This window comes from Marinomonas sp. IMCC 4694, assembly GCF_008122525.1.
Classification (GTDB): domain Bacteria; phylum Pseudomonadota; class Gammaproteobacteria; order Pseudomonadales; family Marinomonadaceae; genus Marinomonas.
Window position 1 is genome coordinate 1,221,254 of sequence record NZ_VSRV01000001.1, and the last position, 20,328, is coordinate 1,241,581.

At 46.3% G+C, this 20,328-nt stretch carries 7 protein-coding genes; 5 read left to right on the top strand and 2 right to left on the bottom strand.

The window, feature by feature from the left end:
• Nucleotides 1-162: 162 nt before the first annotated feature.
• From FXV75_RS05630 to FXV75_RS05645, 4 genes are all read left to right on the top strand, one after another.
• On the top strand, nucleotides 163-3,075 hold the full coding sequence (locus tag FXV75_RS05630) for a cache domain-containing protein (protein WP_148831575.1): 2,913 nt from the start codon (nucleotides 163-165) through the stop codon (nucleotides 3,073-3,075).
• Nucleotides 3,068-3,769, top strand: coding sequence for a response regulator transcription factor (locus FXV75_RS05635; RefSeq protein WP_148831576.1), 702 nt, complete (start codon nucleotides 3,068-3,070; stop codon nucleotides 3,767-3,769). Before FXV75_RS05630 ends, FXV75_RS05635 begins: the two co-directional genes overlap by 8 nt.
• A 140-nt stretch (nucleotides 3,770-3,909) precedes the next feature.
• Nucleotides 3,910-15,405 carry a YDG domain-containing protein gene (locus FXV75_RS05640; protein WP_148835249.1) on the top strand — a complete coding sequence of 3,832 codons (11,496 nt, stop codon included), beginning with the start codon at nucleotides 3,910-3,912 and terminating at the stop codon, nucleotides 15,403-15,405.
• Between the two features lie 17 nt (nucleotides 15,406-15,422).
• Nucleotides 15,423-17,156, top strand: coding sequence for a ShlB/FhaC/HecB family hemolysin secretion/activation protein (locus FXV75_RS05645; protein WP_148831577.1), 1,734 nt, complete (start codon nucleotides 15,423-15,425; stop codon nucleotides 17,154-17,156).
• Nucleotides 17,157-17,234: 78 nt separating this feature from the next.
• Here FXV75_RS05645 and fdhA read toward each other — a convergent pair whose 3' ends face one another.
• Together fdhA and FXV75_RS05655 are read right to left on the bottom strand one after the other, a co-directional pair.
• Complete coding sequence (gene fdhA, locus FXV75_RS05650; protein WP_148831578.1) at nucleotides 17,235-18,428, bottom strand: formaldehyde dehydrogenase, glutathione-independent; 1,194 nt, start codon at nucleotides 18,426-18,428, stop codon at nucleotides 17,235-17,237.
• A 179-nt stretch (nucleotides 18,429-18,607) separates the two neighbouring features.
• Complete coding sequence (locus tag FXV75_RS05655; RefSeq protein WP_148831579.1) at nucleotides 18,608-19,489, bottom strand: LysR family transcriptional regulator; 882 nt, start codon at nucleotides 19,487-19,489, stop codon at nucleotides 18,608-18,610.
• Between the two features lie 137 nt (nucleotides 19,490-19,626).
• Between FXV75_RS05655 and FXV75_RS05660 the strand changes: the two genes are divergently transcribed.
• Nucleotides 19,627-20,328 (top strand): CoA transferase subunit A, encoded by a 702-nt coding sequence (locus FXV75_RS05660; protein WP_148831580.1) that lies wholly within the window; start codon nucleotides 19,627-19,629, stop codon nucleotides 20,326-20,328.

The window sequence follows — 20,328 nt, forward strand, 5'->3', positions numbered from 1 at the left end:
AATAAGCAGACAGGTCTGCTTGTGTTGTTATTTTTATATTTGCATTGATACTAGATGAGAAACATTGCCAAACTATTTTCCAATTCTAACCAAATGTAACAAGCCGGTGGTGCTGAGTAAGTTTGTGTTAGGATTGAATTCTAATAAAAAAAGAAGAAAACCATGTTTCGTCTGTCGACCATTACGCTTCGGCTGTTTGTTTTATTGATATTGCTGATCAGCAGTATCTTCGGTGCTATTTATCTTTTATCTGTCCCGCTGATTAAAAATAACGTTTTTACATTAGAGCTCAATTCAAACCGTCAGGTGTTGAACGTGGTTTATGATTTAGCCAGCAGCATTTCGTTTAATTCCAATACGTACCTTGACCGTACCTTAAACCACCACGAGCAACGCTTAAAATCCATTGTGGAACTCAGTGAACACTACATCGAAAGTGCGGTGATAAATGGCAGGCAAAAAGGGCGTTCTGACGCAGAAATTTGGCAGGATATTTTTTTCAGCTTACGCCATTTTAAATTTGGTTTTGAAGGCTATGTGTGGATATCAGACTACGATGCAAAGATTTTAGCCCATCCATCGCCTCTGTTTCATGATACGGATATGTCCCTTTACATTGACGTAAACGGCGAGCGAGTTATTCCAAAATTGGTGGCGTTAGCTTTAAAGGAAGGCGAAGGCTTTTATAACTATAAATGGAGTCGACTCGATGAAACTCAGGTCATTGACAAATACTCTTTTGTTAAAAATATGCCCCAATGGGGCTTAGTGATCGGCGCTGGTGTGTACATTGATGACATTGAAAAAGAGATTGCCGCGCAGAAAGAAAAAGCCGTTAAAGACATTGCTGATGTCTTAAAAGACATTAAAATTTCCAATAATGGTTATCTTTATGTGTTTGATTCAAAAGGCAATATGCTGTTTCACCCTAATGCTAATATCAATGGTATTAACTTCAAAACGCAACTTAATCCAGTGACCGGTAATCCTATTTACAAAGATCTTATGGCGATGGCTGATACCGGCGAGGAGCTCTATTACAAATGGGATCGGCCAGACGATCCTGGGCATTACAACTACGAGAAGTTATCCCTGACTCGGCACTTGTCCGGCTTTGATTGGTACATCAGTTCGTCGGTGTACTTTGATGATTTGATGTTCAGTTCGATTCAATTAAGCCAGCGTATTGTCGCAATTGGTGTGGTGGGGTTATTAGTCGGCGCGCTGGTGGCGTTCTTGTTTGCTAAATGGATTACCTCGCCCATTCGTAAACTGTCATTGACAGCACAAAAAATCAACAAGGGCGACTTAATGGCAAAAACAGGCATTAAACGCAATGATGAACTGGGCGTATTGGCCGAGTCGTTTGACTACATGGTGTCTCGTTTACGCAATAACATTCACACGTTAAACCTCAGGGTGGCGGAGCGGACACAGGGGCTATCTGAAAGCAATCAGCAGCTTTTAGGTGCCGTGCAAAGGCTGGAATTAACGCAATCTGAATTACGAGCGACAGAAGCAAGGCAGCGACTGATCCTTAATGCGTTGCCAGCGCAAGTGGCTTACTTAGACAGCGATTTGAACTTTGTGTTTGCCAACCGTGAATACCTAGAGATCTTTAACGAAACCAAAGACAGCATTGTCGGTAAGCGTATTTCAAGTGTGGTGGAGGCTGACATGTATGCCGCAATACACCCACACATTGAACGTGCTTTACAAGGTGAGCGCGTGATTTATGAGTACCCTTTAATTGACAAAGGCAAACCTATTTTAACGCGACGAACGGTATTGCCATTTTATGATGAGAGTAAAAAAGTGGTGGGGTTATTAACCTTATCGATTGATATTACTAAAGAGCGAGAGACTGAAATTCGTTTAGCAGAAGCCAGTAAAATGAAAACGGTCGGGCAGCTATCGGGTGGTTTGGCCCATGATTTTAATAATTTACTGACCATTATTCTGGGTAACTTGTTGGCGTTACAGCATCAAGACGCGGTGCCAGAAGCATGGGAGCATCATTTGGCCCCGGCGATAAGGGCCACGCGTCGTGGCGCTGATCTTACTCGGCGTCTGTTGGCGTTTTCTCGCCGTCAGCCTTTGTCCCCCAGTTACCTTGAGCCCCAATCTTTGGTTCATGATGTGGTGGCGCTGATCTCGGCACCACTACCCGATCATATTATTTTGGTCACCCAAGTCACAGATCATTGTCCGGCGATTTATGTTGACTCTGCACTCATGGAAGACGCCCTGGTGAATTTATTACTCAACTCAGCGGATGCCATGCCAAAAGGTGGGCGCTTGTTGCTCAGCGTTAATAAGGTCAATGGTGCAAAACTGGACTCACGAGATACCTTTGATGAGCCTATATTTCCTGGACAATACGTGTTGTTTTCTATTCAAGACAGTGGAACGGGCTTTACGCCGGAAGCCTTGATTAGAGCGTGTGAACCGTTTTATACCACCAAATTATCCGGTGCGGGATCGGGCCTCGGATTGAGCATGGTATTTGGCTTTGTTAAGCAATCAAAAGGTTACATGCGCGTCACGAACAACGACGACACAGGGGCGTGTGTGGAAGTGTTATTGCCCGCCACCGACGGTGTGAAAGACATGGCCAAATATGCATTGCCCTCAACAACTCGGCGAACTAAAAAGCCTAATAACGCGCTGGTTCTATTAATAGAAGACAACCAAGACGTTCGGTCTGTGGTCCGTGAGCAGTTGCTTGGATTAGGTTACGCGGTGATTGAAGCCAGCACGGCCGATGAAGCGATGGGGCTGCTCAACGTCGGATTGCCTTCTCTCGTAGGTGTGGTATCAGACGGCGTTATGCCAGGGAAAGCGAGCTGTTATGACGTTTTTTCGTTGGTACAAGAAAAGTTCACCACGGCCTTTTTTGTTCTGATGACAGGGTACAGCGATCAGCTGATTCAAACTGAATATAACGGGGTCTTGCTACAAAAGCCGTTTGATAGCACCGCGCTTGCTGGGGCGATTGAAGCGAACTTTACAGGTTACTTAACAGATAATTTCACAGGCAATTTTACAGATAACTCAGGACACAAACATGACTAAAAAATGTCTGATTTATATCGTTGAAGATGAAAAAGACCTAGGCACCTTGATTTGCAATACCCTGAATCAGTTCTATTTCGATACCAAATACTTTAGTACTGGCCAAGCGGCAGAACAAGGTATTTTGGCCAAGCAGCCCGACATCTGTATTGTGGATTTAACCTTACCCGACATGGATGGCATCGACCTCATCCGCCGCTTACAGTACAAAAACATTGGCATTATCATCGTTTCAGGCAGAGACGCTCTGACCGATCGCGTGCTTGGCTTAGAGCTGGGTGCAGACGATTACATTACCAAACCCTTTGAACCGCGTGAATTGGTTGCCAGAGTGCAGAGTCTACAACGACGCATGCAAACCCACGAAGAGAAACCTGCCCATAAAGCGCACTGCGCCCGGTTTGCGGGGCTGACTTATCATCCAGGATCTCTCACACTCAATGCCGACACCCCGACTCAAGAAACCTTAAGTCGCGCTGAAGCCGACATGCTACTGGCCCTGCTCAAACATCCCTACCAAATACTGTCGCGTGACCAATTATTAGGTGAAAACACCGTACCTTATGACCGCAGCATTGATGTACGTGTCTCTCGGCTGCGCAAAAAAATCCAACCTGAAAATACTAAAAATACGCTTATTAAAACCGTTTATGGCGCGGGTTACATGCTAGTAACTGAAGTGGAGTGGGGGTGAAATAATAGGTAATAAGCTGTATTTAATAATTAATTGACAAGCTTTTTTACAAATCACAACAAAAATTACATTTCTTTTATGTGAATTTTTTTCAAGTCATTATATATTAGAGGTAATAAAAATTATGCTGAGATTTGTTTATGAACCGTATTTACCGTGTTATCTGGAATTCCTCGTTAGGTGTTTGGCAAGCTGTGAGTGAAATTGGCAAGAGTGCCGGTAAAAAGAAAAACCAAGGACGTCATCAAAAAGCCAGACTGAGTTTAATTGCTGGTAGCGTTTTCTTGGTGAGTGCTCAAGTTTATGCAGGGGCGTTGCCTAGTGCGGGCGCGGTAAGTTTAGGTTCAGGTAATATTTCTCAATCCGATGCGAACACGCTTAATATCACGCAAACAACCCAGAAAATGGCCATCGATTGGCAATCGTTCAGCGTTGGTCAAGATAGCACGGTTAACTTCATTCAACCTTCGGCGTCTTCCATTGCTTTAAACCGTGTTACCGGTTCGGATGTGTCCACTATTCAGGGCGCGATCAACGCTAACGGTCAAGTCTTTCTTATCAACCCCAATGGCATTTTGTTTAGCTCCACAGCACAAGTTAACGTAGGCGGTCTGATTGCGTCGACAAGAGACCTAACGAACGAAAATTTCAGTGCCGACAATTTTGTGTTTGAAGGCAGCAACGGCAACGCAGTTGTTAACCGAGGCCGCCTAGTGGCAACCGACGGTGGTTACGTCGTGATGATTGCAGCGACCGTACAAAACATGGGCGATATTATTGCGAATCAGGGCAGCGTTCAGCTTGCTGCGGGGGACTCTGTCTTAGTCAACATGGGCGGTACGGTCAGTGTTGAGGTACAGCAAGGGGCTATTGATGCTTTGATACAAAACGGCGGCGCGATAAGAGCCGACGGCGGTCACATTTTGCTTACCGCCAAAGCCGCTGGTGATCTTGCGGCCAGTGTTGTTAATAATTCCGGTATTGTCGAAGCTACAAGCTTAGTATCCCAAGGCGGCGAAATCGTCTTTATGGGTGATGATATTACCAACAGCGGAACCGTGGTTGCCGACGGGGCAACCGGCGGTGGTGACATTCTACTAGGTGGTGATTGGCAAGGTGAAAACGCCGATCAATATGCCCATGCGACCAAGGTTACCTTAACGCAGACCAGTGATATTTCAGCCAGCGCTACGGTGCAGGGTGATGGCGGTAAAGTGGTGGTGTGGTCTGACATCAAAAATGCTGATAGCGTGACCAAAGTGGCTGGTAGCATTAGTGCAACAGGCCAAGGTGAAAACACCGACGGTGGCAAAATCGAAACCTCTGGTCACGCTTTAAACGTGGCAACGGGCACTCAAGTGAAAGCTTCTGAATGGTTGCTTGATCCAACGAACATAACTATCAGTTCTGGCAATGGTGGCAGTCTTACGAGTGACGCTACAAACAGTGATATTGGTGCAGAAACCATTGAAACCGCGTTAAACGCGGGCACTAGCGTGACCGTTCAGACAGATGCGGAAGTGGCTAGAGACGGTGATATCACCGTTGCAGCGAATATTTCGAAATCATCCGGCGCAGAGGCAACACTCACGTTAACCGCTGCAAACAATATTGTTATTAATGACAATGTGTCTATTACCTCGACCACGGGCGCACTTAACACCGTGCTTCGCGCAGACAACGACAGTAACAGTACTGGCGCAGTGACGATGGGAGCTGGATCTTCCATCACGACGAATGGTGGTAATGTCTTTATAGGTGGCGCAACAGACACAAGTTCTGCGGCTGCGGTAACCACACAAGCGATCACGGCAACAGCCGGTAACGTTAAAATATTATCCACGGGTGACATTAGCCTAGGTAGCATTACATCAACCGGTGCGGTTGAACTGTCTTCTACTGGTGCGGTCACCCAAACCGGTGCCATTACCGGCGGACAAGCTCTAAACCTATTGGGGACTGGCGGAACATATACCCTAACCAACGCTTCTAATGCGATTGGCACGCTTACGGCTAATACTGGCAGTGTGGAATTGGTGAATGGCTCTGCACAAACTACTGGCCCTATTACTACAACTGGGGCGTTAAGCCTCACCTCTGATGCGCTGACGATCAATGGAGATATCGATGCCGATGCTGGGGACATAACATTTAATACTGATGCACTGACTGTTACCAGCGGCACGGTCAAAAGTACGGGTTCACTACAAATAGCGGCCAAAACAGCAGCCACAACCATTGGTATCGGTGGTGGAGCAGGCACTCTGCAAATCACGGCGACTAATTTTAGTACAGACTTTGTCGATGGATTCTCAGATATCACGATTGGTGATGCGAATCAGTCAGGAAACATTGATGTTGGCGCAACCGCTTTGAATGATGCATTGACACTGCAAACCACGGGTAGCATAACTCAAAGCGGTGCCATTACCGGTGATCAGAACCTGACATTGCTAGGTGGTGGGGCTCACACGTTAAATAATGCTGACAATGCGATAGGCCAGTTAACGGCCACCAGCAGCACATTGAACTTCCATGGTACGAGCTACAGTTTAGGAGACATTGCTACCACCGGCGCGGTTGAATTGTCTTCGACTGGCACGGTGACACAAACCGCTGCCATTACCGGCGGGCAAGCTCTAAACCTATTGGGGACTGGCGGAACATATACCCTAACCAACGCTTCTAATGCGATTGGCACGCTTACGGCTAATACTGGCAGTGTTGAATTGGTGAACCGTTCAGCCCAAACCACCGGCGCTATTAGCACAACTGGGGCATTGAAGTTAACCGCGAATGCTTTAACTCTTGGAGCTATTAATACTGGAGGCGCAGTTGAGCTGTCTTCTACTGGCGCGGTGACACAAACCGCTGCCATTATCGGCGGACAAGACCTAAACCTATCAGGCACGGGTGGAGCATACACCCTAACCAACGTATCTAATGCGATTGGTACCTTGACCGCGAATACCGGCAGTGTTGAGTTGGTGAACCGTTCAGCCCAAACCACTGGTGCGATTACCACAACCGGTGCACTTAACCTGACTTCTGATGCCTTAACCATCAATGAAAACATTGTCACTGGTACGGGTAATATCACATTCAACACCGACGTTCTATCGGTTGCGAGTGGTAAGACGGTTGCTGGAGAGGGGGCTTTACAGATAGCCGCTAAAACAGCCACCACAACGATTGGTGTTAATGGCGGTTCTGGCGCTTTGCAAATTTTGACTGGTGATTTTGTCGATGGTTTCTCAGCTATAACCATAGGCAGTGCCGATCATACTGGTGGCATTGAAATTGGTGTCGGCATTGAAATTGGTGTCGGCACCTCGATTAACGATTCAACCACGCTTCAAACTGGCGGTACTTTAGCGGTTAAAGATAATCTAGATGTCCGCGGAAACAATTTGACCTTAAAAGTAGGCAAACTTACTATCGCCGATGGCAGAAACATTTCTGGTTCGGGTGTGTTGACGGTGGCATCTGAAAAAGACAGCGAAACAATTGACATTGGTGGAACAAGCCAGCAATTAAACGCTGCGGATTTTGGCAGCAAGATTGTCAGTGATTTCTCTGACATTGTCATTGGTGGCGTGGATCAAACTGGCGATATTAATATTGCAGAAGATTCTACCTTGGCCGCTTCAGTCACACTACAAACTGGCGGCATTTTGTCAGTAAGCAATAATTTAGCGGCTGGTACGAATAATCTGACGTTAAAAGTGGGCGATCTTTCGGTAGAAGATGGCAAAGCTATTTCTGGTACCGGTGTACTTACCGTTGCTTCTAATACCGATAGTAAAACGATTGGTATCGGTAGTGCAGACGGAGACCTGCAACTGACAGCTGACAATCTTAATACTGACTTTGCCGATAGTTTCTCGGAGGTTGTAATAGGTAGTGCGAGCCAATCAGGCAATATTACGATTGCAGAAGTTGCTTTTGATAAGGCGTTGACATTACAAACTTCTGGCGCAGTCACCCAAACGGGTGCCATTACAGGTGATCAGGATTTAAATTTATTGGGCGTCGGTGGCACGCATACCCTGACTAATACAGGCAATGTCATTGGTAATCTAACCGCCAATACAGGTAGTGTGGCGTTAGTGAACAGTTCAGCCCAAACTACTGGTGCTATTACGACATCAGGAGCTTTGAACCTGACTTCTGATGCGTTAACCATCAACGAAAATATCGCCACGGGTGCGGGTAACATCACATTCAATACCGACGCTTTAACGATAGCGGATGGAAAAACAGTGGCTGGTTCTGGAACTTTGCAAATAACCACTAAAACAGCAGATAAACTGATTGATGTGGGCGGTACAACAGCCGATGCTTTGCAATTAACGACCACAAACATTAGCACGGATTTTTCCGGTGGGTTTGCAAATATAACCATAGGTAGCGCCGACCATACCGGCGGTATTGAGATTGGCGCAGACACAACCTTTAAAGACGCAGCAATACTGCAAACTAGTGGTGCTTTGTCCGTCAGTAATAATTTAGCCGCTGGTGCGAATAATCTGACGTTAAAAGTGGATGAACTTTCGGTAGCCGAAGGCAAAGCCATTTCTGGCTCGGGTGCATTGAATATTACGAGCGATACTGCCAGCGACGCGATTAGTATTGTGGATACGATTGACGATAATGCAGTGGACACACTTCAACTACTTTCTGCTGATTTTGTCTCAAAAATTGCGGATGGTTTCTCTGGCATTGTGATTGGTGATTCCAGTCAATCAGGCGATATTACCATTGGTGCCACCGCGTTTAACGACGCATTGACTTTACAGTCAACGGGCACCGTGACCCAAACCGGAGCCATTACCGGTGGGCAAGACTTGAATCTACTTGGCGCGGGTGGCACGCATACTCTGAGTGATGAAGGCAACGCTATTGGAACACTAACCGCTAACACTGGAAGTGTTGAGTTTGTCAGTGCAAAAGAGTTAGTAGGCGCAGCTGATATTACGACAGAAACCTCTCAGTTAGGCTCTATGATCACGTCTGGGGCGTTAAGTGTTTCGACTGTAGACGGTGACATTACTGTATCCGAAAATCTAACAGCAGGTGGTGCTTTAACGCTAACGTCGGCGAAGGACATCACCGTAGAGAGTGGCAAAACCCTTACGTCTCCAGAAAGTATTGCCTTGTATGGTACAAACATCACTCAGAAGGGCGCCTTGGACGCCAGTAGCACAACGGCGAATGGTGGCAACATTACCTTAGCAAAAGACGCCTCTACAGCGGCGGACTTTATTAATTTAGTGGGCGTGTTAAATGCCAGCACGACCAGTGGCGCTGGCGGTACAATCGTGACCAATGGTGCGTTTGTACTTTTAAACACCACCAGCGCTAACGTTACCACGGCGGGTAATACAGCAAACGGAACTTGGAAAACGCCTGTTTCGACGTTTGATACGGTTGTGGCGGAAACCGGTGGTGATATTACTGGGCAAACCATATCTGATGCGTTAAAAACAGTCAATTACGAGCTAACGGCCAGCAGCGACAAAGTAGCGCTAAGTAACACCTTAGCGGGTAAAAATAACCTAATAGATATCAATACAGACAACGCTATTACCAGCGCCGATTTTGGTGGTATTACGATTAATGATGTCATCACCAAAGTAGCGGTTGTCGGCGGAACAGAAGAAAAGCCAGTTGATATTACAACGGACACCACACTGACCGTTACGTCAACTAGCAACATCACAGTGAACGGGGCGATCAGTTCAGAAAAACAACGTCTCAATGTCGTTTTAACAGCGAACAGCGATAATACTAATGGCGGCGATGTTATTTTTGGCACCAACGGCAGTGTCACCACCAATAATGGTAACTTTTATGTTGGTTCAGTGACATTAGGAACGGCGACCAATGGTGTATCGTACGCCTACAATGCCCCTTATCCTGATGTTGTTACAGCCTCTGCTGAAAACTTCACCATGAACACAGGGGGTCAAATAAACGTTGGTACTGGCTCACTGATTGTTAAAGTGACCGAAGATATTAATCTACCAACAGGCGATGCGACGGGTAAGTATTATTCGTTGAATTCTACTGCCAGTTCTTCAGGTTACAACAATGAGACGGAAACCAATCGCCTTCGTTTAGGAACCGCAAATAATGAATCCATAGGGACTGTCCCTGTTTCTGTGACACTCGAAGCAGGCGGTTCCATTACTGGCGCAAGTACAGCCTCTACCAAAATTAGCACGAACTCTTCGTCCGCAATGGTAAATGTGACGAGTGCTGAGAATATAGGTTCTGATGATTCTCCAGTATTATTTTCTAGTAGTTATGGAACCATTAATATTACCAATACTGTCGGCAACTCATATATTAAGTTTGCCAATGAAAGCGAAAGCTCTAATTTCTCGACTTTAAACTTAACGACAGATGTCAGCACTAAGAACACAACACAACGGATAGATTTTAATGGCGACGGATCGCATAGACTGTTAGCCACAACGGATGCCAATGGCTTGTTTAGTATTGCTACGGGTGGTTTTGTTGACGAAACCTCTTCCAAAAATATAACCATTAAAGCCCCCAATATTACCTTGGCGAATGGGGCTATTGTCGCTACCGGAGGATTTACGTCTGTTAATTCTTCTGATAACGCACTTCTAAATGGAACAGGGCTGAATTTAACGTTAACGGCATTGTCTGGCTCCACTTACGGTGAAATTAAAGCCGACAATGCGGCAGCTGATTACAGCTCGACTACTGCGCCCAGTGATTTTGCACACAAAGAGGTTTACCTACCAAATGGCACGCTGACGTTAAACTCCAGCAATGCGGGGGTCAAAACCAGCGGTGATAACGTCTGGGGCAATGCGCTTGAAGTGACGGCGAACACACTAAATATCAATAATTCTGGTGGTTCAACCTGGTTGCGTAACAGCGACTACAACAGCATTAATTTTTCGGCGGTTGACACTAATGGGACTGCAGCAGGACATCATCATATTCTGTCGACCAATGGGGATTTCGTCAACATAGAGACAACGGCTTTAAACGAAACCATTATCCACACGATAGATACAGAGAATTCATTATCGGGTATTAAAACCGATAATCGTAACGTTAGCTTGAAAACGGGAGCTTCAATTAGTGAATCACGCAACATTATCATGGCAGACAATGCCATCGACATTGGTGCGGCTACGCTTTCATTAACCTCTTACTATGGTAAACAGATTCTGGCTTACTCAGTCGACCATGTTCAGAGTGTCGGCGATACGATTACAGCCACTACATTATCAAATGAATCGACACCAACCGTGACAGTCGGTAATTTAAATTTAACTACTGCAAATAATACGACAGACACCGCTTCAATTGGTGGCGATGGCTATACCCTTAAAGTCGCCAAAGGCGGAGAAGTCGGCGAAGCCAATGTGGGTGAAAACGTACTGACGATTAACAATGAAAGTGGTGACATCGACCTTCATGAACTGTCTGCAGAGCACTTTAAAACTATAAAAGTCAGTTACTCAAGCACGGACAGTACAGCAAGAGCGCACACAGTAGCGATTGATTTATTTGACAATAATGCTGTTACGGAAAATCTGAATTACTCAGATACGGGTAATGGGCTCATCACGTTAGAAAATTCTACCGACAGTGTCGTGCTATCGGGCTTTAACCGTAATTTTGATTTGTATGCCTATAATAAAGACATTCAGGTGAATAACATTTATGGTGGTTCAGGTTATTTCAACTTATCTTCAATTACTAAGAGTATTACGTTAAATGGTGATGTGAACACCAATGGCGGTAACATCTCGTTAGTCAGTAATACCTTTAAATTGGCCGGTTCATCTCGCATTGACAGTAACGCAGACGACAAAACCAATACCACATCAGTAGGCGCTGCTGGCCGTATCTCGTTAAATAATAGCTCAGGCAGTAGAGGTGTTGATATCTCTGCGAATACGGGTGTAACGGCTGCGTTAACGCTTGACTCAAGCTCTAGTGACGGATCTGGTGGAAACATCTCGACAGATATGAACGCTACCAATACTGCAGGTTCATACCTAACCGACTTATCGTTTATAGGCTCTGGAGCAACGACAGATAAAGACGGTTCGATTTCATTAACGGGTGCAAGCTATGCGCTTAACGGTGGTTTTACGGCAACAGGTAAAGTGGCATTAAGTGGTGGAGAATCCACTTCCTCTTACAACATACCTGATGTGTTCATCGACACCAACCAATCAGTAACCCATAGCGGTGATATTACCTTCTCTGGTTATAGTTTATCAGGTAAGTCTTCTCGAAATTATAGTTTTAATACCAGTTCTACAGGTGGTAATGGTGGCGATGTCAATTTGTACCCAGCATCAACCACAGGCACATTTAGTGCAGGTTCGATGACGGTTAATACCGAAGGGTCAACATCAGAAACTTGGGGCACAATAATATTGCCTGCTGTTACCACGTATAAGAATAGCGGCTCGTACTCAACCACCAGCGCTCAAAGCTATACAGGGTCAACTATTACGCTTAAAGGTAACTTGCAATCCAACCAGGCCGATATTGATATATTGGGTTCTGAAGTAGTCTTAGCCAATGACGTGTCGATTGATACCTATCCGGGTTTTGTTTCTGGACAAGCATCAACAACATCTGACATTTCAGCAGGGTCAGTCACTGTCGGTAGCACAGGAGCCGAACTCACAAACAATGATCCAGCTTACTCTTTAGCAATAGACACCAGCGGTAATAAAGGAGCGGCGAATAATGGCGCGATAACTTTGAGAGATTCTACAGCAACAACGTTTAACAACTTCAGTATGGTCGGTGGCGGTAACTTAAATACTGGCTTTGAGACAACCAAGTATTCTGCAACAGGTCAAGTTACCATTGGTCAAATGGATGGTGGTTCTTTTATTTGGAGTGATCTCAGTGCGGGTAACTTGTTGCTCAAAGGGCCTGCCAATTACACCATCACCGGCAACATAGGGGCGGGTACTGGCGATGATTTTGTCGCTGGAACCTTAGCCGCAACGGGCGTGGCTAACCTAGATGTCACGACCAACAAGGCGCTGACTATCGGTAGTTTGTCCTCTGTGAATGGTATATCAGCAACAGGAACGGTAAGTATTGCTACTAAAGCCGACGATCTAACGGTCAATAACAACATTACAACTACCTCAACGGCAGATAATGCAATAACCCTTAATGCCGGCTTAGACACAGCAGTAGGCACGGCTACTGGTGGCAATGTTTTATTGAAGGCTAATTTGTCTACAGGAAGTGGAGGCCGAGCAACCGTTTACACCGGCAGCCTTGAAGACAGTGGTTCGTATAATTTTGGTAATGGGCATTACCGCTATAAGAGTGACGAAGCAACTACCAACTATACCACCGCTTTAGGCGCGGGTAGCTACGCCGTTTATCGTGAGCAACCCACATTAACCGTTGAATTAGTTGCCGATAAAGTATATGACGGTATTGCGGTCACTCCTTCGACTGGTGATATTTCGGGCATTAAGAACGGTGATACATCGCAATTCACAGACAATTTTGTTTGGCAGGTCACTGGTGGTGGAACGATTAAAAACGCAGCGACTTATGGGATTACACGTACAGGCTCTCTAACAGGAGCAATTGAATTGGGCTATAAGATTGAGGACTCCGCCTATAGCTATATTGTGTCGCCTAAGCAGTTAGCGGTTACGTTAAATAATCCTATTACTAAGGTTTATGATGGCGCTAAGACAGTCGATTTCACAGGAAATGGATTAACATTGACCGGTGTTGTGTCTGTAGAAGGGGTTACCTTAAAAAGTACAGAGTCCAAAGTCTTTGAATACAACAGCAAAGATGTCGCAACGGCTAACTTAGTAACAACCAGCCTAACGACAGAGAATTTTAACGTTGCAGTTGGCACACTCGTTGACAACTATGTATTGCCGACTACGGCAACGGGGACCGGTAGTATTACCAAACAAACGTTAACCGCTTCGATTACGGATACACCAACTAAAGTGTATGACGGTAATACCGATGCGACACTAACGAATGACAACTTCAGCCTAGCGGGCTTGGTCGGTAGTGAAAGTTTCACCGTTAAAAACACAACAGGGATGTATAACGATAAAGACGTAGCGGATGCCAATAGCGTCATGATTAGCTTAGTTGAAGGAGACTTCACTGAAGTAAGCGGCACTTTAGCAAGTAACTATAATCTGACTATGACGGCAACGGGAGCCGGTAGTATTGCCGCTAGAACACTGACGGCGTCGATTATTGAAACACCTACTAAAGTGTACGACGGCAATACCGATGCGACATTAACCAATAACAACTTCAACATAGCGAACCTTGTTACTGGTGAAGGCTTCACGGTAAGTAAAGCAACAGGGACTTATGATGATAAAGACGTCGCCGATGTGAGCAGCGTTACAACGAGTCTATTAGCAGACGATTTCGCTGTAGAGGGCTCAACACTGGCCAGCAACTACACCATGCCGGTGACGGCAACGGGAGCTGGTAGTATTACGAAAAAAACGCTTACCGTTTCTATTATTGGTTCGCCCACTAAGACTTATGACGGCAATACAGCGGCGACTTTGACTAACAGTAACTTTAATCTAGTGGGTCTTGTTGGAAGTGAAAACCTTGCCGTTAATAAATCGGCGGGGACTTATAACAGCAAAAATGTTGCTAATGCGAACACTGTTACCACTGACTTAGCATCAACTGATTTTGGCGGTGTAAATGGGTCGTTAACCTCCAACTACACGTTACCGACTACAGCATCAGGTGATGCTTCCATTGCTGCTCGCTCTTTGGTAGCGGTTGCAAAAACGGAAGATAAAATCTTTGATGCAAAAACCGATACCAAAACAGTGTTGTCGGTTGCTAAAGAAAACGCCAATTTAAGAGAGGGTAATGATAAAGCTAATCCATTGGTCGTGAACGGCATTGTTGGCAATGAGCAAGCCTTTATCACCTTTACGGAGGCTAACTTTTCCGATATGGCTGTTGGTGTAGATAAAACGGTAAAAATTAATGGCCTAGCCGTTGCTGGTGCCGATGCAGCCAACTACGTTGTGATGGTGAAAAATGCGTTAGGTCGCTTAACGGCACCTGCCAATACGATGACAACAACCGCTGACATTAATCCAAATAACATCCCTGCGGTCAATATTCCAGTGGCGGCCCCTGTCCCTGTGGTGATTCCTCAGCCAAACTTAGGCAATGCGCCAGTTATGGGCGTGGGCGGCATGAGAGTGGTTGCTATTCAATCGACGGGGGCAGAAGTAATCACCACCTCGGTGAATTCTGACGCTCAGGGAGGGACTCCGGTAGAGGCGGTATTATTAGCACAAGCTAACAGTGGTGTGGATTTTGGCAACCAAGTGTTCATCGTTGATGGCGGTGTTAATACCGTGACGTCAGCTGGAGTGGCTCCTGATCAAGCTGTTAGCCCTGATCAAGCTGTTAGTCCTGTTGAAGCGGCTGCTCCTAATGAAGCTACTAGCGCTGCCATTGTTACTGATGATGTCGCCAGCTCGACCGAAGGAGAAACTACGAGTCCTGTGGAGGCGGATGCCACAGCGGAACAAGAAGGTTTTGAAGAATCTGTTGATCAAGCAACTACCGAAAATTAAGATTAAGGTTAGATTTTATGAAGAAAATACTATTTACACAAAATGCCATCGTGCCTTTTAATCTAATGGTCGGGACAGTTTTAACCACGGTGGCAATGAGCGCTCATGCAGCGACCTTGCCACCGGTTAATTCAGGAACCATTATGCAACAAACCCAGCAAGGGTTAGTGGTGCCTGAGGCCTCTGATTTTAACATTCAGTTTGATGGTAATGCGTTAACAGAAACTCGTTCTGGTGGGCCTCAAGCCGTCTTAAGAGCGCTGCGCCTTACGGGACTGTCGGTTTTCACAGAAGCCGAAGTGTTGCTTAGTTTGGGCGATATAACGGATAAGTCCTATGATTTAGCCGGCTATCGAGCGCTTGCTAACACCATTAGTCAGTTTTATCGTGACCGTGGCTATCCGTTTGCGAAAGCGTACATCCCTGCGCAAAGCATGAAAGAGGGAGAGTTGCGTATTGATGTGTTAGAAGGTCAATACGGCCGCGCTACGGTTAAATCAACGAAAGACATTCAAGTCAGTGGGCAAGGGTACTTGTCGTCAATCATGGCAGGTGAGGTGATAGAGTCGAGTAAGCTGGAGCGTATATCGTTAATTATGAACGATCTTCCGGGCTACAAGGCTTTGCCTTCCATCAGCCCTGGTGAGCAGCCTGGTACAGCAAACCTTAATGTACTTTTAGTTCCTGAAGAGCTGTTCTCTGGTGATGTGACGGTCGATAATCAAGGTAGTCGATATACGGGATACAACCGTGTTCAAACTGGTGTGAAGAGATCTCGTCTGTGGACATTGGGTGATGAGATCACTGCACGGGCCATGTATACCGATGAAAATATGGTGTTTGGCTATTTAGGCTACAGTTTGCCAGTGATGCCAAACGGTTTAAGAGCCAACGCCACTTACAGTCGGACGGAATACAGTTTGGGACGAGAGTATGAATCTCTGGATGCCATAGGCAGTTCTGCTGTTTACAGCGTGGGATTAAGCTATCCACTTATTCGTTCACAACTCACCAACGTAAACGCGAAAGTAAATCTTGAGCGTAAAGAGCTGATGGACTTTTACAGATCCGCAAACAGCAAATTATCCAAGTCGGTAAACAGTATTCCATTGGCGCTTTCGTTTGATACACGTGATCAGTATTTGGGTGGAGGTATTACTTACGGCGCGCTAACACTCGGTATTGGTAATCTTTCTAATGATGAAGATACCGTGAACAGTGACGGCGATTTTGTTAAGACTACCCTAGATATTGCTCGTATTCAGTCATTGCCCGCGGGTTTTAGTCTTTTCGTTAAAGGTAGCGCTCAACAAGCCAACAAAAACTTAGATTCTTCAGAGGATTTATATTTGGGCGGCACGAATGCCGTTCGCGCTTACCCTTCTGGTGAAGCGGGTATTAATGGCGGTGGCGATGAAGGCTACTACACGCAGTTAGAATTACGCTACAGCATAAATGAATACACACCTTATGTGTTTTATGATGCGGGCCGTGTAAGTACTTATGCAAAACCTACTGCTTCTTTGTTAACTGAAACGCGTAATTTGGCCGGTGCCGGGTTTGGTTTAAAGTACCAACGCGGTGATTGGAGTGCTGATATTTTTGCCGCATGGAAGAAAGTGGGTGGTGCGTCTGTATCGGATATTTATGATGACGCTTCACCACGAGTTTTAGGCTCGTTAACGTATCGTTTTGGTGGTGGACAACCTGCTAATCTCGATGCGTCAGAATTATCAGACGGCATACATTAAATAAAACTTGACGGTTTACATAAAAAAACTCGCTAGCCTGTTCGGTTAGCGAGTTTTTTATTATTGCTGCTTAGTCACTCAGCTCACCATTTTATGAGGGTCGATGACGAATTTCTTCGCGGCGCCGCCGTCGAAGTCGGCGTAGCCTTGCGGTGCTTGATCCAGTGAGATCATTTGTACGTTGACCGCTTTGGCGATGTCGATTTTATCAAATAAGATCGCTTGCATCAGTGCTCTATGGTATTTCATCACTGGGCATTGGCCAGTATGAAGGGAATGGGATTTAGCCCAACCCAGTCCGAAACGCATACTTAGGCTGCCTTGTTGTGCTGCGCTGTCGGTGGCACCTGGGTCTTCTGTTACGTACAACCCTGGGATGCCAATTTGACCACCGGCGCGGGTGATGGTCATGGCTGAGTTTAACACCACAGCAGGGGATTCCTGATGATGGTTGCAGCCACAGGCGTGGGCTTCAAAACCCACACAGTCGACAAAGGCATCCACCTCACGATCGCCTAGAATGGCTTCAATTTTGTCTTGAATATCGCCTTCTTCTCGTAAATCGATGGTTTCGCAGCCAAAAGAACGCGCTTGATTCAAGCGATCTTCCACCATATCACCCACAATAACACAGGCTGCGCCTAACAAATGAGCCGACGCGGCGGCGGCCAAGCCAACCGGTCCTGCGCCTGCTATGTAAACCGTCGAACCCGGTCCAACGCCAGCCGTGATACAACCGTGAAAGCCAGTAGGGAAAATGTCAGAAAGTAGTGTTAAGTCCTGAATTTTTTCACGGGCTTGGTCCGCATCGGGGAATTTTAGTAGGTTAAAGTCAGCATAAGGCACCATGACGTAGTCGGCTTGTCCGCCAACCCAGCCGCCCATGTCCACGTAACCGTAGGCAGCACCAGGGCGGGCTGGGTTTACGTTTAGGCAAATGCCAGTTTTACCTTCTTTGCAGTTGCGGCAACGGCCGCACGCAATGTTAAAAGGCACAGAGACCAGATCACCCACCTTAATAAACTCCACATCGCGGCCACATTCTATGACTTCGCCGGTGATTTCATGACCAAGCACTAAGCCGCTGGGGGCGGTGGTTCGACCCCGAACCATATGCTGATCACTGCCACAAATATTGGTGGTGACGACTTTTAAAATCACACCATGGTCACAGCGACGCTTACCAATCGCCAGTTCAGGAAAAGGGATAGCTTCTACTTTTACGGTGCCATTGCCTTGGTAAATGACCCCACGGTTTGCGTATTGACTCATAACGACATCCTTTTTGCAGTTGTTTTTGTTTTTTTGCACGATCGATTATTTTGTCACCAGCAGCAAAAAGGATCGGTCTTTATACGACCAAAAGACGTGTCGAAAACGACGCCCTTGATTATTTATTGTGTATTAACAAAAAACGCTAACGGTAAATAAGAGGTTTAGGTTGAGCAGGGTTAAGAGTAGGTTTCGATTAGCACATCCAGCATGGCCGCTGCGGCGATGGATAGGTTGGATCTGGGTTGGCAGATCACGCCAACTCGTCGGCGAATTTCGGGTGCTATCACTGGTCGGCAGATTGCGCCTTGTTCTATGGCTTGTTGTCGGCACAACGCCGGGACAACAGCCACGCCCATGTCTTCGCTGACCATGCGCCCTACCGTAGCAAGTTGGTGAGCATCAAACGCCACATTGAGTTCGATGCCTGCCTCATGGAGTGTACTTTCTATCATGGCGCGAACACTAGAAGGGCGTTGCAAGGTGATGAAATCGTATTCTAAAAGCGCCCGCCAACAAATCGTGTCTTGTCCTTCCAGTGGGTGATTTTTTGGCAAGATCGCGATAAACCTGTCTTCATAAAGTGGATGGAAAGACAAATCCAATAGGGTGCTTGGCTCGAAGGTAATGCCCAATTCGACCTGATTATTTCGCACCATTTCGACCACGATATCGGACAGCACATCATCGATGGCAACCTGAATGTTCGGATAAGACGCGTGATAATTACGAATGGCTTTAGGCAGCAAAGACGCTGCAAAAGACGGCATAGACGCCAGCGTAATCTTACCCATTTGCAGAGCAAACCGTTGTTTCATTTCATCTTCGGCGTTTTCCCACTGGGCCAATAATCGTCTGGCCAGCGGAACTAAAGCGTGCCCCTCCGGTGTGAGTGCAATGTGGCGTGTGGTGCGAGTAAAGAGCTTTCCGCCTAAATTATCTTCCAAGTTTCTGATCGATAAGCTTAAGGCTGGCTGTGATAGGTGCAGTTGGGTCGCCGCACTGGCAAAGCTTAACGACTGGGCTACAGCGAGAAAAGCGCGAACTTGTTTGATATTCACAATGTGGGTTCCGGTGACATGATGTGGTATTTATTGTTTTAAAAAACTTATTAATAAACAGTTAAAACAAATTTAATTAATTTATCGTTATGAGTCAAACTGATTGTATGTAACAAACACAAAACGGGAGACAAACAATGGCAGGTTTTGACAAAGTCGTCAGCTCTTACGAAGAGGCCATGGCGGGCCTAGAAAATGGCATGACCGTTCTGGCTGGGGGGTTTGGTTTGTGTGGTATTCCAGAAAATCTGATCGCTGAAATTAAGCGCAAAGGCACCACGGGCTTAACCGTGGTATCAAACAACTGTGGCGTGGATGGTTTTGGTTTGGGTGTCTTGTTGGAAGACAAACAAATACGCAAGATGGTGTCGTCTTATGTGGGCGAAAATGCGCTGTTTGAAAAGCAATTATTGAACGGTGAACTTGAGGTCGAGCTGACACCACAAGGCACCCTTGCTGAAAAAATGCGCGCTGGCGGCGCCGGCATTCCTGCTTTTTATACTGCGACCGGCGTGGGCACGCCGGTCGCAGAAGGCAAAGAAACCAAACTTTTTAACGGTCGTGAATATTTATTAGAAGAAGCCATTACCGGCGACTTCGCCATCGTGAAGGGCTGGAAAGCCGATCGTTACGGTAATGTGGTTTACCGCCACACCGCACAAAACTTTAATCCTCTGGCCGCGACAGCCGGTAAAATCACCGTGGTTGAAGTGGAAGAGCTCGTCGAGGTGGGTGAGCTTGACCCGGCGCACATTCACACGCCAGGTATTTATGTTGACCGTGTGATTGTTGGTCACTTCGAAAAACGCATTGAAAAAAGAACGGTGAAGGAGGCTTAG

Excerpts from the sequence above, each read along its gene's own strand:
- FXV75_RS05630 (WP_148831575.1), top strand. The coding sequence starts at position 163 with ATGTTTCGTCTGTCGACCATTACGCTTCGGCTGTTTGTTTTATTGATA.
- FXV75_RS05635 (WP_148831576.1), top strand. The coding sequence starts at position 3,068 with ATGACTAAAAAATGTCTGATTTATATCGTTGAAGATGAAAAAGACCTA.
- FXV75_RS05640 (WP_148835249.1), top strand. The coding sequence starts at position 3,910 with ATGAACCGTATTTACCGTGTTATCTGGAATTCCTCGTTAGGTGTTTGG.
- FXV75_RS05645 (WP_148831577.1), top strand. The coding sequence starts at position 15,423 with ATGAAGAAAATACTATTTACACAAAATGCCATCGTGCCTTTTAATCTA.
- fdhA (WP_148831578.1), bottom strand. The coding sequence starts at position 18,428 with ATGAGTCAATACGCAAACCGTGGGGTCATTTACCAAGGCAATGGCACC.
- FXV75_RS05660 (WP_148831580.1), top strand. The coding sequence starts at position 19,627 with ATGGCAGGTTTTGACAAAGTCGTCAGCTCTTACGAAGAGGCCATGGCG.